The organism is Arcobacter sp., assembly GCF_050300555.1.
Classification (GTDB): domain Bacteria; phylum Campylobacterota; class Campylobacteria; order Campylobacterales; family Arcobacteraceae; genus Arcobacter.
Map to the genome: position 1 here is coordinate 55,523 of NZ_JBNKXY010000011.1, position 13,561 is coordinate 69,083.

The following is a 13,561-nucleotide window of genomic DNA, read 5'->3' on the forward strand; positions in this document are numbered from 1 at the left end:
TTTACTTTCTATATTCTTCAAATATTTTTTTAGTATCACTATCTGCATCTTCCAAATATTTTTCAAGTACTTCATCAACAATTTTTGTTAATTCTATTTTTAATTTTGGAGTAGCTTCCCAAATTAGCATACCATTTTTCATCATTGTTTCAAGGGCATCATTATCTTCTTGTTTTACCACTTCCCATTGTTCTTTTTCTATTTGGGCAGCTGCTTTTAACATAGCATCTTGTTGAGATTTATTTAAAGAGTTCCAATAATCAAGGTTGATTGTAACTGCTTGTAAAGGATAAGCATAATTGATTTTAGTAAAGTTAGTTAATACTTCCCAAAACTTACCATCTTTTCCTGAAGAAGATGAAGTAATAACAGAATTAACTAAACCAGTTCTAAGTGCTGAATATACCTCTCCCCAAGGTAAAGCAACTGCATTTCCTCCAGCTGCATTAATAAAATCAGCTGAATTTTTATCATAAGTTCTAGTTTTAGCACCTTTTAAATCTTCCAAAGCTTCTAATTTTTTATTTCCATAAAATCCAGACGGTGGCCAAGTAACACTATAAAGTAATTTTTGATTCCATTTTTCTGCAGTTTTTTCATATGAAGGTTTAGAGATTTGATATAATCTATAAGCATCATCATAAGATTGTGCAACAAAAGGTAAAGCAGAAATACCAAACACTTTACCTCCACCAGCAGTAAATGGTATAAACATATCTGTCATAGCAACTGTTCCATCTTTTACGGCTTTTAAAGGATTACCTTTTACTAAAGAAGAACCAGCATAAACCGTAATGCTTACACTACCTTTTGTATAATCATTAACTAAAGATGCAAACTTTTCAGCACCTTTTGTATGAAAATTATTTGCACCATACTTTGCATTTAAATTCATTTTTACATTTCCTGCAAACACTAAGCTTGCAAGAGAAGCAACAAGTAAACATTTTTTTAACATTGTAATCTCCTAATTTTAGATAAGGAAATTCTAATTGTTTAAAGTGAGGAATCAGTGAGTTTTAAAATTAGATTATAAAACTTTTAATTTATAACCTTCTTGTGGGATATTTACCACTAAATCTATTGGTAATCTTTGTCTAAATTCTTTAATAAAAGTTTTTAAAGCACTTGAAGTCATCACTTTATCTCTCCAAATATTTTCTTCAATCATAGAATAAGTTAATACCATATTTTTATTTTCATAAAGTAAAATTAAAAAATCTTTATCCCTTTTTCTCAAAGGCACAATCTCATCATTATAATAAAGTTCTCGATTTTTCATATCAAAATATAATTCATCACAAAATAGTATTTTTTTATCCAGTCTATCCTTAAAAACTTTTACAATGGCATCCAATAAACTTTCAGAGGTAAGTGGCTTTAAAATATAATGATTTATATTTAGATTTATTAAATTTAAAAGATACTCTTCATTTGAGTATGCAGTAAGCATGATAATTATTGTAGATAAGTCATCTTTTCTTATATCTTTAGCTAATTGAATACCATTTTTTTCTGGCATTTCTATATCTGATATTATAATATCAGGTCTATTTTCATAATATAAACAATAACCATCTTCACCATTAGAAGCTTCATAAACTTCTGCGAAATAGTATTTTAAAGTATTTACTAATCTTTTTCTAATACCCTCTTCATCTTCTACACAAAGAACTGAAAAGTTTTTTAGTTGTTCTGCTATTTCTTCCATGTTTATCCCTTGATTTTTATTGTAAAGAGTGCTCCATCACCTCTATTTTCAACGCTTAGTTCTCCACCCATATTTTTTTCAATTATCATTTTTGACATATATAGACCCAATCCTGTACCTTGGGAAGACTCTTTTGTTGTAAAATATGGTTCAAAAATCATATCTAAATACTCTTCTTCTACCCCGTTTGCATTATCTTGAACTGTAACTATTGCATTTCCATCTTTATAGTCAACCTCTAAATTAATGGTTGGATTTTTTATCTCCCTTTGGATTAATATATCTTTTGCATTTGACATTAGATTTAATAAAACCTGTGCAAACTCTCTTTTATAACCATATACTTCATAATTCATTTTTATATTATAGTTCAATTTTATATTTGCATTTTTAATTGAAGCAGTAATAAGTGATATTGCTTCCATACAAGAATCTTCAATATAAAAATGTACCTTTTTTTTGTCAGGCTTAAAAAAGTTTCTAAAATCATCAATCGTATATGACATAAATTGAATAAGTCTGTTTGACTCTTTTACTGACTCTTGTATCATAGAATCATCTGCTTTTTTAAATTTTGATGCTGTTTCAAGCTCCATAAGAATTCCTGCAACTTCACTTAAAGGTTGTCGCCATTGGTGAGCTATCATGGATAACATAGTTCCCATTCTAGCTAACCTTGATTGATGAAGCATTGCCCTATCTTTTTTTTGAGCTTCTTCTATTGCTAATTGTACTTTTTTCTCTAAGTTTTTATTCATATCTTCTAAAAGTAACTCTTTTTTCTTAACATTTTCTTGATAACGATTAAATACTTCAGTAATTTTTTTTGACATTAAAAAAGATAAAAATCCAACAAATAACATAACAAAAAATGAAATAAATACAACTATTCGGATATATTTATCTATTTTTTCTTCTAATAACTTTTTGTTTTCTAAGATTGAATTTTGTATATCATCAATATACAATCCAGCTCCTATTACCCAATTATACTTTTTGTAAAGTCTAAAAAAACCTAATTTTTTTGAGAAGTGTTTTTCTTTTGGTTTTTGCCAATAATACTCAATAAATACACCATTTGGATTTTTTAAAGTTTTATCAACAAATTCCTTAGTTATATAAGAGCCAACTGCATCTTTTAAATCTATATCATAAGTATTTAATTTATCTTGTCTAAAAGGATGAGCTCGCAAATAATAAGAAGTATCATGTACCCAAATATAACCATGTTTTTCATATCTAATTGTTTCTATGTATCTTAAAATTTCGTCTTTAAGTTCATCTTCTGAAAACTTTTTATTTCTTTTTACATGAAATTCAATATAATTTATGATGTAATCTATTTCTTTTTTTAATATATTTCTTTGTTTAATAATATATTCATTTTCAACTCTTATACTCTCTTCTTTAAAATAGTTATTTTGATTTTTTACGAAGAAATATATATTAAAAAAAGCAATTAATATTACTGTGATTATGGGTGCAAGTATAATAAGTCTTGGTATATTTTTTTCTGTAAACATAATAATCCTAACTTTTTATAATTATACTGTCTAAAAGTGAGTTAATAGTGAGTAAAAAAAAATAGCCTTTATAATTTAGAATTATAAAGGCTATTTAAAAGAGATGATATTTTATGATTTATTCAAATCAGGCATCATCCCTTATGCCCTTCTTTCGTAATCTCATTACAATTAAAAATCCTAAAGTCAATGAAATTAAAGTAACATCAACTTTCATTTGATATGCTACAATAAATAAAGCTATTGCTGCAACTACTGCTAGATTTCTATATAAAAACGAATATAAATAAACTATTATTGCCCCTAAAAAAAATAATAATGTTTCTATCATTTTTATCCCTTTTTGTTTTTTAAGGCGAAAGATTAACGTTATACATATTAAAAAGAAATTAAATTTGATTAAATTTTATTTTTTTCTTTTAATTTGATTTAATTTGATACATATTTAATGATTTAATAACCTACTAGCTATTTTTATGAATTCATAACTTTTCTCATTGTCACCATGTACACATATGGTATCTGCTTGTAAAAAAAGTTTAGCTTTATTTATACTTGTAATATATCCTCTCTCTTTTAGAGTTTCAATTCTTTCTAAGATATCTAATTCATCACTAATAATAGAATCTTTTTCTACCCTTGAAAGTAAAAAACCATCATCACTATAATTTCTATCTGCATATACTTCAAATAAAAGTGAAATGCCATATAAAAGAGCTATTTGTTTATATTCTTCATTTTTAGATGTTGATAAAACTACTAATTTTATATTTTTATCATATGAGCTTATGGCACTAAGAATTGCTTTAAATATTAATTCATCTCTCATCATATCATTAAAAAGTGCCCCATGAGGTTTTACGTATGTTATACTTTTTTCGTAGGTTTTACAAAAAGCATTTAAAGAGCCAATTTGATATAAAATAATTGCAACAATCTCTTCTAAAGAACAAACAACTCTTCTTCTACCAAAACCTACCAAATCTTGATATGCAGGATGTGCTCCAATTTCTACATTGTGTTTTATAGCTAAACTAACAGATTTACTCATGGTTAAGGGATCACTGGCATGGAAACCACAAGCAAGATTTGCCATGTGAATAAAAGGCATTATTTCTTCATCTTTTCCCATTTTCCAGATTCCAAAACTTTCACCCATGTCACAATTCAATTTAATATTCATACAATTACCTAAAAATTTATTTAAAATAATTATAACAAATTTTGTATTTAAATTATTTTCTTATATATTTACATTATAATTCTATAAATTTAAATAAAGAGTATGCTTTGACAACATGTAGTGAAGAGATAATTGAAAAAAATAAAATAGCAAATGATTTTAATAATAGCGAAGATGTTTATAAAGGAATTAAAAACTGTGTAACATTTTTTGGAAGTGCAAGAATAGAACAAAATAGTACTAACTGTAAAAAAGCCGAAGAGTTAGCTTATAATTTAGCAAAACAAGGTATCAATATAGTAACTGGTGGCGGTGGCGGTATAATGGAAGCCGCCAATAAGGGGGCATATAATGCTAAAAATGCACAATCTATTGGACTAAATATTATAATTCCAACAGAACAAAAACTAAATCCATATACAACAAGGAACCATACATTTAACTATTTTTTCTCAAGAAAATTTATGTTAGTTAGACACTCATCAGCTTGTGTAGTATTTCCAGGTGGTTATGGAACTCTTGATGAACTTTTTGAAATAATCATTTTAATTCAAACAAAAAAATTAAAAAATATAAAAATCTATCTTTACGATACAAGTTTTTGGAATGATTTAATCGTATTTTTAAAAAAATCATTACTAAAAGAGAAAATGATAAATGAAAAAGAGTTAGAGATATTTACCCTAACTGATGATTTAGAATTTGTAGAAAAAGATATACTAAAACTATTTAATCAAGATTAATTAGTTTTGGTACATATGATATTTTTTATTTTCGGCTGAAACTCTTTTTTGTTCATTTTGATAAAACTCTATGGCTTTTTGTTTTAGATTTTCATCAATACTATTTCCCAAATACTCATTTATACAATCCCATAAAACCAATGTATAAACTATAGTATTAAGCACCACTCCCTCTTCATCACGGGTTAACTTTGTCAAATCAATAGAATAAATTGCTTCTTGAAAAGTATAAAATAATCTCATAGAACTATCATCAAGTCTATAGGTATAACCTTTGATATTAAGATAGTTATTATAATACTTATCAAAATATTCACTTTTTTCTATCTCATTTTTATATTTTTCAAATTTATCTTTTAATTTTACTATTTCATCTGCTTCTAATTGTTTGTTTTTATATTGGTATAAAAACGCTGTTATTTCCTCAAACAATAAAGTTTCTCCTTAAATAAAATTTAAAAATTATTTCTAACTTTTTTAAACAGGATATATTTTATCCTATTTACATTACAATTCCTTCGTCATACAAACAAACTTTAGCTTTCTTTGCTATTGTCTCCTTAAAAATAACGGTGTTTCCACCGTTATTTAATTTTCCTTTCACTTTCTGATTCTCTTGTAAAGTAACCAAAAAGTCTGTTGTTTTGTACTAAACTATAGTCATATTTTATATCTGTTCTTGGTGCATCTAAATACTTATATTCAAATTTTGCATCTAAAGATTTAACTATTTGTTGTGATAATTTACCTCTATTATCTATGATTAAAACATTTCCATGTACATTAAACATATCAATAATACTTACGTATTTTTCACCATCTACTTTATATGTAGAGATTTCATAATTTGATTTTGTAAATCTATCAACTAAATCAAAACTTTTAAACTTCATTCTACTTTTTAATTCATATACAAAAAATCCACTTGCTAAACCATTCCAATAACAACTATTATCTAAAAAGATATGTTCAATAAATAAATTACCATACTCTTTATTTTCATCTTTTAAAGTATATGTATCTAAAGAACAAGTAGAAAAAGTATATGTATATTTTGGATTTGTTAAATGTATTTTTTTATTTATATCAAATAAAATAAAATTTACTGAATTATCTTTTTTATCATATAAACTACTTGAAGCACATGAAGTGAACAGCAATACTAAACTTGAAAATATAATTGATTTGAAAAACATAATTCATCCTTTTGTTTTTCTAATTATACTGCATTTTAGTCACTACTTGCATTAAAATAATTGTTTAATGAATTCCGTTTTACTAAACTTATTTCAATATCCAAGTCATAAATCTTTTTATCATTATATTTATACTCATAATCACTTTTTAAAAGCCCTAAAAAGTTTTTATAAAGTATTCCTTTTTTGTCTATTAAAAAAACTTCTTTAGTGACATCCCAAATATAAATAATATGTATGTAACCATGTGATTGAGAATTGTAAGTACTAAACTCATAATGTTTAAACTCAAATCTCTCTTCAAGTTCTAACTCATCATTTATTAATGTTTTTAATAAATCTACAAAATATCCCCTTGAAAGACCATTCCAAGAGCAAACTGGATCTAAATGTATATACTCAAAAAATATATCTTGATTATTGAAAGTATAAGCTTCATAGACATAAGGGTCATGTCTTGTTTTTACATCATAGTTTTCCAATGTGAAATCAAATTTTTCATCATTGGGAAGAATAAAAGATAGCACAGAGAGGTCAGCATCAAAACTAAATATTGGACTTGACATTTGATTTATCGAATTAAGAATCTTTTTAAAAAAGTTCATGGTGGCTACCTAATATAAAATTATCTCATTATAAGGAAAAAACTTATTTTATTCAAGTAGTTTGGTAAAAAATTATTAAATTTCATCAATAAGCTATAGTTTATAGCTTATTGAAAGGGGAAAAAGATGATAATAAAACCTAAAAGTACTAATATACTTCTAAAAATTATTTTTAAATTATCATTTACTAAAGCATTTGATAATAATCCTAATCCTAAAGCAATTTTTATAAAAGATAAAAATGCCATCGTAAGATTTATATCTGGCTGTATTAAAAAAGGATTAACAACAAATGCCAAAGGCACAATATACAATCCAATACCTAGTTTCATAGATTTACCAGCAACTTCCATCCAATTTGCTTGAGCAATTCCAGATGCTATGAAAACTGTACCACAAACGGGAGGAGTGATAGTTGAAAGTAAAGCAAACCAAAACACAAAAAGATGTGCTTGAATAGCAGATAACCCATACTCTTGTAAAGTAGGTCCAGCAATTGATACGCAAATTATATAAGCAGCTGTTGTTGGAACTTCCATACCTAAAATCAAACAAGCAACAGCTGTTAAAATTAAAGCAACAAAAAGTTCTCCATTTGATAAATATAAAATTGCAGATGTGATTTTTACACCAATTCCTGTAATATTTAAAACTCCTATAACAATTCCAGCACAAATAATAACAGAAGCGATTGAAGCTATTTGTTTTGATGCTGTAATACATCCCTCTATAAATTTATCAATAAACTCTTTTAAAGATATTTCCCAATCTCTATTTACAAGTAAAAGTAATATAGATGCAAAAATAGCAAGTGCAGCAGAGTATTGAGGTGTTTTACCTACAACTATTAAAGCGTAAAGTAAAATCCCAAAAGGTATAAGAAAAAAAGGTGCCAGTTTTATCACAAGATTAAGTTTTGGGATATCCTTATTTTCCATGGCAAGAAGATTGTATTTTTTAGAAAAAACATCAATCCCTATCCAAACTGTAACAAAAAATAAAATAGCTGGAAAAATTGCAGTCGCCATAATTTTAGCATATGGAACTCCTAAAAATTCTGCCATAATAAATGCCCCTGCTCCCATAAGTGGTGGCATAATTTGTCCACCAGTACTAGCAACTGCTTCTGTGGCACCTGCTAAACTTGCTGGATAATTTAATCTTTTCATTGTAGGGATTGTAAAAGCTCCAGTTGATGCAACATTTGCAGAAGCTGAGCCTGAAATTGAACCAAAAAAGGCAGAAGCTAAAACAGATACCTTTGCAGCACCTCCCCTTAATCTTCCAGCAAGCTTAGTTGATAATGACATAAAAGCATTACCTCCCTCACCTATTCCAACAAAGGCACCTAGTATTACAAATACAGCAACCACATTAACAGAAACTCCTGTTAATCCACCATATATTCCACCCTCAGCTATAACCAAAGTACCAAAAAAACTATCCATAGGTATCTCTTGGTGACCAAAATTTCCAGGAATATAGTGACCCCAAAGCCCATAAGCTAAAGCAATGGTAGCAGTTAAAGGAAGGGCAAGTTTTATAGCTCGCCTTGCCATTTCTAAAACACTTAAAAGCAAAGATATGGCAACAAAGTATTGTAAAGAGCCTTCAAGTGAGCCATATTGATCTTCTAAGGCACTATAATTAAGCACTATATAAAAAGAAGAAAAAACTCCACATAAAAGTAAAATATATCCAATATATTTTGTAAACTTTGAGCTATCTTCATCCACAGATAAAAGAAAAATCCAAGGTAAAACTAAAGCTAAGTGTAAAGGACGACTAACAAGATTTGGCATAAGACCTGTAAATACTAAATAAATATGAAATCCAACAGTAATTAATGCTAAAAAAGCTACTGTCAAAAATTTTATTGACAGTAGCTTATGATTGTTTTGAACCATTATTTAAGACTTTGAGGAATGTTGGCATTTACTTCATTGTAATATTTTAATGCCCCTTTGTGAAGTTTTGTATTGAACATATCAAGATTTTTAAATGTAATTGCTTTCCACCAAATATTTTGTTTTTCTAACTCTGGTTTAGATTCCCAAAATGCTTTTGTAAGTTTATAAGCAGTCTCTTCACTCATATTTGTTGTTGTATATACTCCAACTGGAAGTGTAGTTGTTGCAATATCTTCATCAACTCCTGTATATGTACCTGCTGGAATTATGATTTTATTTCTTTTTGTTTTAGCGATTTGTTCATCACTCATACATAAAAGTCTGATTTTATCGCTTGCACTTGCTTCTATAACGTTTGGTGCTGGATAAGACCCTGAAGTTGCAAAACCATCAATTTGACCATTTTTAAGAGCAGTTACTGCACCTGATAATTCAGCACCAATTAGTTTTACATCATCTTTTAAACCAAATAACTCAACATATTTTTGAGCCTCTTTAGCTCCAAAACTTCCTTTTCCAATAAGTAATGATTTACCTTTTAGGTCATCATAAGTTTTGATACCTGAATCAGCTCTTACAACCATATGCATTGTTAAATAAGGAATTGGAAAAAGTGATCTTACTTTTTCATAATCTTCTGGATTATCATCTTTAAACATAGCTTTTTTGTTTTTTGCTAAACCAATTAAAGCAGGAGGAGTTGTAAAAATATAATTACCACTTCTTTTTCTTAGCTCTTTTACATTTTGAACAGAACCTTGACTCTCTTCAATAGTTAAGCTTAAATCATTGTTTGTAGCTTTACTAACATTTTCACCAATTTGCACTGCCATTTGATAATATGACGATGTAGATTTTGCAGCTTTTAATGTGATTCTTTCACTTGCATTTGCAGCTAAAGAAATAGCACATATAGTAGCTATTGATAAGATTTTTGATAATTTCATTTTTTCTCCTAATAATAAAAGTGGAAAATTATAACAAGATATCCTTAATCATTATAATAATTTTCCAACAAAGTTTTAATATTAGTAAAAAAAGTTTTACCTAAAAAACTAATTACTAGCAAAATTAGTTAATAATTCACCTTCAAGTCTATATCCTACCCATTCACTTTGAGCAACAGCACCAATTTTTTCATAAAACTCTCTAGTAGGTGTATTCCAATGTAAACAAGACCATTCAAATCTTCCACAATTTTCATCTAATGCTTTTTGTGCTAAATGTTTATGCATAGCTTTTCCAGCACCATTTCCTCTTTTATTTTGAGAAACATATAAATCTTCTAGGTAAATACCATTTTTTCCAAGCCAAGTTGAATAGTTATAAAAATAAACAGCATAACCAATAGCTATCCCGTCTTCTTCACAAATCAAAGCTTTAACTGTAGAGTTTTCACCGAAAATTGCTTCTCTTGTCTCTTCAACATTTGTTTTTACTTCATCTTCTGCTTTTTCATAAACTGCAAGCTCAATTATAAAGTCTAATATAGTCTGTGTGTCTGATGCAACTGCATCTCTTATATTTATTGACATTTGTATCCTTTTAAAAAAAATGAATATAACAAATTACTCTTAATTTCTTATTAATAATATTTTTCAAATCAATTTTATCTCTCTTAAGTAACTTTCTATCATGGGAATAAAATCTTTTCTACATATCAAATAAGTATCTAAGTTAAAATCCATCTTTGTTATTTTTAATTTATCTGCATAGCCAAATTTTTCAATAATCTCCCTTGAAAAAAGTGCCACTCCATATCCTGCTTTTACGCAAGCTAAAATTAACTCGTAATTTTCAAGATTAACTCTTTTATAAATATTTTCCTTTTCATTATTTAAATACTCTTCTAAAAATATACGATTTAAACAACCATTTTTATATGCGAAGATTGTATCTTCAGGTATTTTATCTTTGGCTTCAACTAAGACAATATCTTCTTTGAATATATTTAAAACCTCTATATCTTTATGATTTGGATTTCCATTGACAAAGGCAATATCAAGTTTATAATTAAGTAGTTGTTCTATTAGATTTAAACTACTATCAACTACAAAATCTAATTTCATATCTGGAAAATCACTATTTATATTTTCTATAAATTTTGTAAGTCTAATCGTTGTATTTGACTGCGTTGAACCTACTTTTAAAAGCTTTTGATAATCTACGTTTTTCATCTTTAAACTAGCTTCTTCAACTTTTTTTACTATATCCACTGCATATGGATATAACTTCTCACCAGCTAGAGTTAATACAACTCCCCTATTTGTCCTGTGAAACAAATCATAACCCAAACTTTTTTCAAGCTGTTTTATTCTTAAGGTCACATTTGATTGGGTAAAATTAAGCTCTTGTGCACCTAAGGATATACTCTTTGTATTTGCAACTGCAATAAAAACTTTTAATAAATTTGAATCCATATAAAAATATCCTTTTATAAGTTATATCGTTTGAAAAACCAAAATAGTGGCAATAATAAATAACAATACTTTTAATATCTTTGTATAAAACTTTGCATCTATTCTTTTTTTTAGTTTTATTCCAAAAAATAGCCCAATAGATACAGCAACTAAACTTATCATTGAAATCTCAAATGATTCTTGAGTAAACGCACCATAATACAAAAATACAGCCATTTGTCCCATTTTAGTAAACAAAAAACATAAATTTGATAGCTGAATCGTATCTTTTTTTGAATATTTTAACTCCAAAGTATACATTATCATCAAAGGAGCTACAATATTTGTAAGACCAGATAAAACACCACCAAAAATACCCAAACCATAAGTTGAAGCCTTAGGGTATTTTGACACAAAAGTTGCTTCAATCTTAACTACTGATTGAAGTAAATATACAAATATAATCAAAGCTAAAAGAAGTTTAAAATAATCAGAGTTGGTAAATATAAGTAAAACAGTACCTATACAACTACCAATAACCATAAGAGTTATGATAAACCAAAACTTTTTCAAAGCTTCAAAAAACTTCCCCTCACTTAAAATACTAACAATATTTACAAGCATAGTAGGAATAAGCATATACATGATAGTAGTTTGTATGTCAGTAAACATAGCAACCAAGGGAGTACAAATCATCCCAAAACCAAAACCAATACTACCATGAACTATCGAAGATATATAAACAATCATGGCAAAAGCAAGAATAAAATCAAAGTCCATATGACTACCTTTAATATTACATATAATTATTAGTAATACCAAATGATATTACTGATAATTATAGCTAAAAAAGATAAAAATTGTTTAAAAAGAGTTAGATTTTATTTTAAAATGTATAATGAATTTGATTATATTTTTGTAAGGATAGATTCAATATCTTTTTTTAGTGGTTTTATTTTAGTAGTAATTATTTCCCAAATCTCATCAGCATCTATACCAAAATAATTATGAGCTACAATATTCCTAAAATCTTTGATTTTTTGCCATGGAATATTGGAGTATTCATCTTTAAAAGTAGCATCAAGCTTTGAAATCATTTCTCCAATAATCATAAACTGCATCATAGTAGCATCAAAATCTCTTTCTTCATGATAAAATTCATCAGCAGATTTATGCTCCTGTGTATATCTATCAATTTTATCAATTGATTCAAGAATAGATAATAAAGATAAACGTAATTTAGACATATTCCACTTCACTTAATATCTCTTTTTTAGCAAGAGGTTTTAAATACTTTTCTCTTGCGATATCAACTTTGAGATTGAAATACTTCTCTAAAGTATCTTTAAAATCAGATTTTTTATCATGAATATTACTAAGACCATTTTCAAGTTCTACAAGAATATCAATATCACTATTTTCTTTAGCTTCACTTCTAACGTAAGAGCCAAAAAGCCCAAGTTTAGTAATACCAAATTTTTTAGAAAATTCATCTTTATGTTCACTAAGATAATTAATAATATATTCTTTTGTCACTTTTAATCCTTGTTTATTGATGTATTATATCATAATTTATTTTTCAATATTTTTATCATAAATGCAACTCTTCTTTATTAAAGTTTTTTACTAATTTTTCAGCATCTTTTACTCTTTTAATATCTTTTACAGATAAAATAGAACCAAATAAAAATACTACCCCATATAAAAAAGAAATAACAACTACACTTAACTCATAGCTATTTTGACTGAAAATTGCTAAACAGTATATAAAAGAGAAAAATGAAATAACTATACTAACTATAGAAAATAGAAAAATTAAAAAACAATAATATTTTCTTCTACGTTTTGTAATTAAGAAATATTTATTTCTAAAATGCAATTTTTTATCATTAAATGATAAAAAATTAAATGTATCAATATATTGATACATAGAACCAGTTGGATTTTCTAACTTTATTAGTTTTTTTAATATTTTATATTCTATATAAAAATTAAATCTATAGATAACTATATTTTCTAAAGACACTCTTTTTTTTAAATTCTTTTTATTATTAAAAAACTTAACAAACTCTTTTATCTTTTTATGATTTACATTAGTTCTAAAAACTCTCTCTTTCATAAAAATTTTATACATACTAAAAATAAAAATTACAATAAATAAAATAATTTCTTTATTAGAAAAATTTTCAAGAAAAGCAAACATAATTAATCCTTTAATTTTTATACATTTTACTCAAAACAAAATAAAACTATTATCCAATGACAGTTTTTTATAATATCAAGGCGAAGAA

17 protein-coding genes are annotated in these 13,561 nt (G+C 26.6%); 1 reads left to right on the top strand and 16 read right to left on the bottom strand.

Going from position 1 to position 13,561, the window contains the following annotated elements:
* Window position 1: 1 nt before the first annotated feature.
* From ACQY5W_RS09485 to ACQY5W_RS09505, 5 genes are all read right to left on the bottom strand, one after another.
* Window positions 2-958 (bottom strand): TRAP transporter substrate-binding protein, encoded by a 957-nt coding sequence (locus ACQY5W_RS09485; RefSeq protein ID WP_428024720.1) that lies wholly within the window; start codon window positions 956-958, stop codon window positions 2-4.
* 72 nt (window positions 959-1,030) lie between these two features.
* Entirely contained in the window at window positions 1,031-1,711 is a 681-nt protein-coding gene (locus ACQY5W_RS09490; RefSeq protein ID WP_428024721.1) for a response regulator transcription factor, read from the bottom strand.
* A 2-nt stretch (window positions 1,712-1,713) separates the two neighbouring features.
* Complete coding sequence (locus tag ACQY5W_RS09495) at window positions 1,714-3,234, bottom strand: cache domain-containing protein (protein WP_428024722.1); 1,521 nt, start codon at window positions 3,232-3,234, stop codon at window positions 1,714-1,716.
* A gap of 127 nt (window positions 3,235-3,361) precedes the next feature.
* Window positions 3,362-3,565 (bottom strand): hypothetical protein, encoded by a 204-nt coding sequence (locus ACQY5W_RS09500; RefSeq protein ID WP_428024723.1) that lies wholly within the window; start codon window positions 3,563-3,565, stop codon window positions 3,362-3,364.
* A gap of 114 nt (window positions 3,566-3,679) precedes the next feature.
* Window positions 3,680-4,417, bottom strand: a complete 738-nt coding sequence (locus ACQY5W_RS09505; RefSeq protein WP_428024724.1) for a 5-oxoprolinase subunit PxpA — start codon at window positions 4,415-4,417, stop codon at window positions 3,680-3,682.
* 107 nt (window positions 4,418-4,524) lie between these two features.
* Between ACQY5W_RS09505 and ACQY5W_RS09510 the strand changes: the two genes are divergently transcribed.
* A complete protein-coding gene (locus ACQY5W_RS09510) occupies window positions 4,525-5,160 on the top strand; it encodes a TIGR00730 family Rossman fold protein (protein WP_428024725.1) in 636 nt (211 codons plus the stop codon).
* Here ACQY5W_RS09510 and ACQY5W_RS09515 read toward each other — a convergent pair whose 3' ends face one another.
* The 11 genes from ACQY5W_RS09515 to ACQY5W_RS09565 form a co-directional block, all read right to left on the bottom strand.
* Window positions 5,161-5,592 (bottom strand): hypothetical protein, encoded by a 432-nt coding sequence (locus tag ACQY5W_RS09515; protein WP_428024726.1) that lies wholly within the window; start codon window positions 5,590-5,592, stop codon window positions 5,161-5,163. It abuts the gene before it with no gap.
* A gap of 152 nt (window positions 5,593-5,744) precedes the next feature.
* Window positions 5,745-6,356, bottom strand: coding sequence for a hypothetical protein (locus ACQY5W_RS09520; protein ID WP_428024727.1), 612 nt, complete (start codon window positions 6,354-6,356; stop codon window positions 5,745-5,747).
* A gap of 35 nt (window positions 6,357-6,391) precedes the next feature.
* Window positions 6,392-6,961 carry a hypothetical protein gene (locus ACQY5W_RS09525; RefSeq protein ID WP_428024728.1) on the bottom strand — a complete coding sequence of 190 codons (570 nt, stop codon included), beginning with the start codon at window positions 6,959-6,961 and terminating at the stop codon, window positions 6,392-6,394.
* Window positions 6,962-7,068: 107 nt separating this feature from the next.
* Complete coding sequence (locus tag ACQY5W_RS09530) at window positions 7,069-8,868, bottom strand: TRAP transporter permease (RefSeq protein WP_428024729.1); 1,800 nt, start codon at window positions 8,866-8,868, stop codon at window positions 7,069-7,071.
* Window positions 8,868-9,818: a TAXI family TRAP transporter solute-binding subunit gene (locus ACQY5W_RS09535; protein WP_428024730.1), complete on the bottom strand. Its 951-nt coding sequence runs from the start codon at window positions 9,816-9,818 to the stop codon at window positions 8,868-8,870. Before ACQY5W_RS09535 ends, ACQY5W_RS09530 begins: the two co-directional genes overlap by 1 nt.
* A 108-nt stretch (window positions 9,819-9,926) precedes the next feature.
* Window positions 9,927-10,406 (bottom strand): N-acetyltransferase family protein, encoded by a 480-nt coding sequence (locus ACQY5W_RS09540; RefSeq protein ID WP_428024731.1) that lies wholly within the window; start codon window positions 10,404-10,406, stop codon window positions 9,927-9,929.
* Window positions 10,407-10,469: 63 nt separating this feature from the next.
* Window positions 10,470-11,291: a LysR family transcriptional regulator gene (locus tag ACQY5W_RS09545; RefSeq protein WP_428024732.1), complete on the bottom strand. Its 822-nt coding sequence runs from the start codon at window positions 11,289-11,291 to the stop codon at window positions 10,470-10,472.
* A 21-nt stretch (window positions 11,292-11,312) separates the two neighbouring features.
* Window positions 11,313-12,050, bottom strand: coding sequence for a sulfite exporter TauE/SafE family protein (locus ACQY5W_RS09550; protein WP_428024733.1), 738 nt, complete (start codon window positions 12,048-12,050; stop codon window positions 11,313-11,315).
* A gap of 128 nt (window positions 12,051-12,178) precedes the next feature.
* A complete protein-coding gene (locus ACQY5W_RS09555) occupies window positions 12,179-12,517 on the bottom strand; it encodes a HepT-like ribonuclease domain-containing protein (protein ID WP_428024734.1) in 339 nt (112 codons plus the stop codon).
* Complete coding sequence (locus tag ACQY5W_RS09560; RefSeq protein ID WP_428024735.1) at window positions 12,510-12,806, bottom strand: nucleotidyltransferase family protein; 297 nt, start codon at window positions 12,804-12,806, stop codon at window positions 12,510-12,512. Before ACQY5W_RS09560 ends, ACQY5W_RS09555 begins: the two co-directional genes overlap by 8 nt.
* 55 nt (window positions 12,807-12,861) lie before the next feature.
* Entirely contained in the window at window positions 12,862-13,473 is a 612-nt protein-coding gene (locus ACQY5W_RS09565) for a hypothetical protein (RefSeq protein WP_428024736.1), read from the bottom strand.
* Window positions 13,474-13,561: the final 88 nt, after the last annotated feature.

Coding starts and splice junctions, on each gene's coding strand:
- ACQY5W_RS09520 (WP_428024727.1), bottom strand. CDS start 6,356: ATGTTTTTCAAATCAATTATATTTTCAAGTTTAGTATTGCTGTTCACT.
- ACQY5W_RS09530 (WP_428024729.1), bottom strand. CDS start 8,868: ATGGTTCAAAACAATCATAAGCTACTGTCAATAAAATTTTTGACAGTA.
- ACQY5W_RS09550 (WP_428024733.1), bottom strand. CDS start 12,050: ATGGACTTTGATTTTATTCTTGCTTTTGCCATGATTGTTTATATATCT.
- ACQY5W_RS09555 (WP_428024734.1), bottom strand. CDS start 12,517: ATGTCTAAATTACGTTTATCTTTATTATCTATTCTTGAATCAATTGAT.
- ACQY5W_RS09485 (WP_428024720.1), bottom strand. CDS start 958: ATGTTAAAAAAATGTTTACTTGTTGCTTCTCTTGCAAGCTTAGTGTTT.
- ACQY5W_RS09500 (WP_428024723.1), bottom strand. CDS start 3,565: ATGATAGAAACATTATTATTTTTTTTAGGGGCAATAATAGTTTATTTA.
- ACQY5W_RS09495 (WP_428024722.1), bottom strand. CDS start 3,234: ATGTTTACAGAAAAAAATATACCAAGACTTATTATACTTGCACCCATA.
- ACQY5W_RS09490 (WP_428024721.1), bottom strand. CDS start 1,711: ATGGAAGAAATAGCAGAACAACTAAAAAACTTTTCAGTTCTTTGTGTA.
- ACQY5W_RS09505 (WP_428024724.1), bottom strand. CDS start 4,417: ATGAATATTAAATTGAATTGTGACATGGGTGAAAGTTTTGGAATCTGG.
- ACQY5W_RS09535 (WP_428024730.1), bottom strand. CDS start 9,818: ATGAAATTATCAAAAATCTTATCAATAGCTACTATATGTGCTATTTCT.
- ACQY5W_RS09525 (WP_428024728.1), bottom strand. CDS start 6,961: ATGAACTTTTTTAAAAAGATTCTTAATTCGATAAATCAAATGTCAAGT.
- ACQY5W_RS09545 (WP_428024732.1), bottom strand. CDS start 11,291: ATGGATTCAAATTTATTAAAAGTTTTTATTGCAGTTGCAAATACAAAG.
- ACQY5W_RS09565 (WP_428024736.1), bottom strand. CDS start 13,473: ATGTTTGCTTTTCTTGAAAATTTTTCTAATAAAGAAATTATTTTATTT.
- ACQY5W_RS09540 (WP_428024731.1), bottom strand. CDS start 10,406: ATGTCAATAAATATAAGAGATGCAGTTGCATCAGACACACAGACTATA.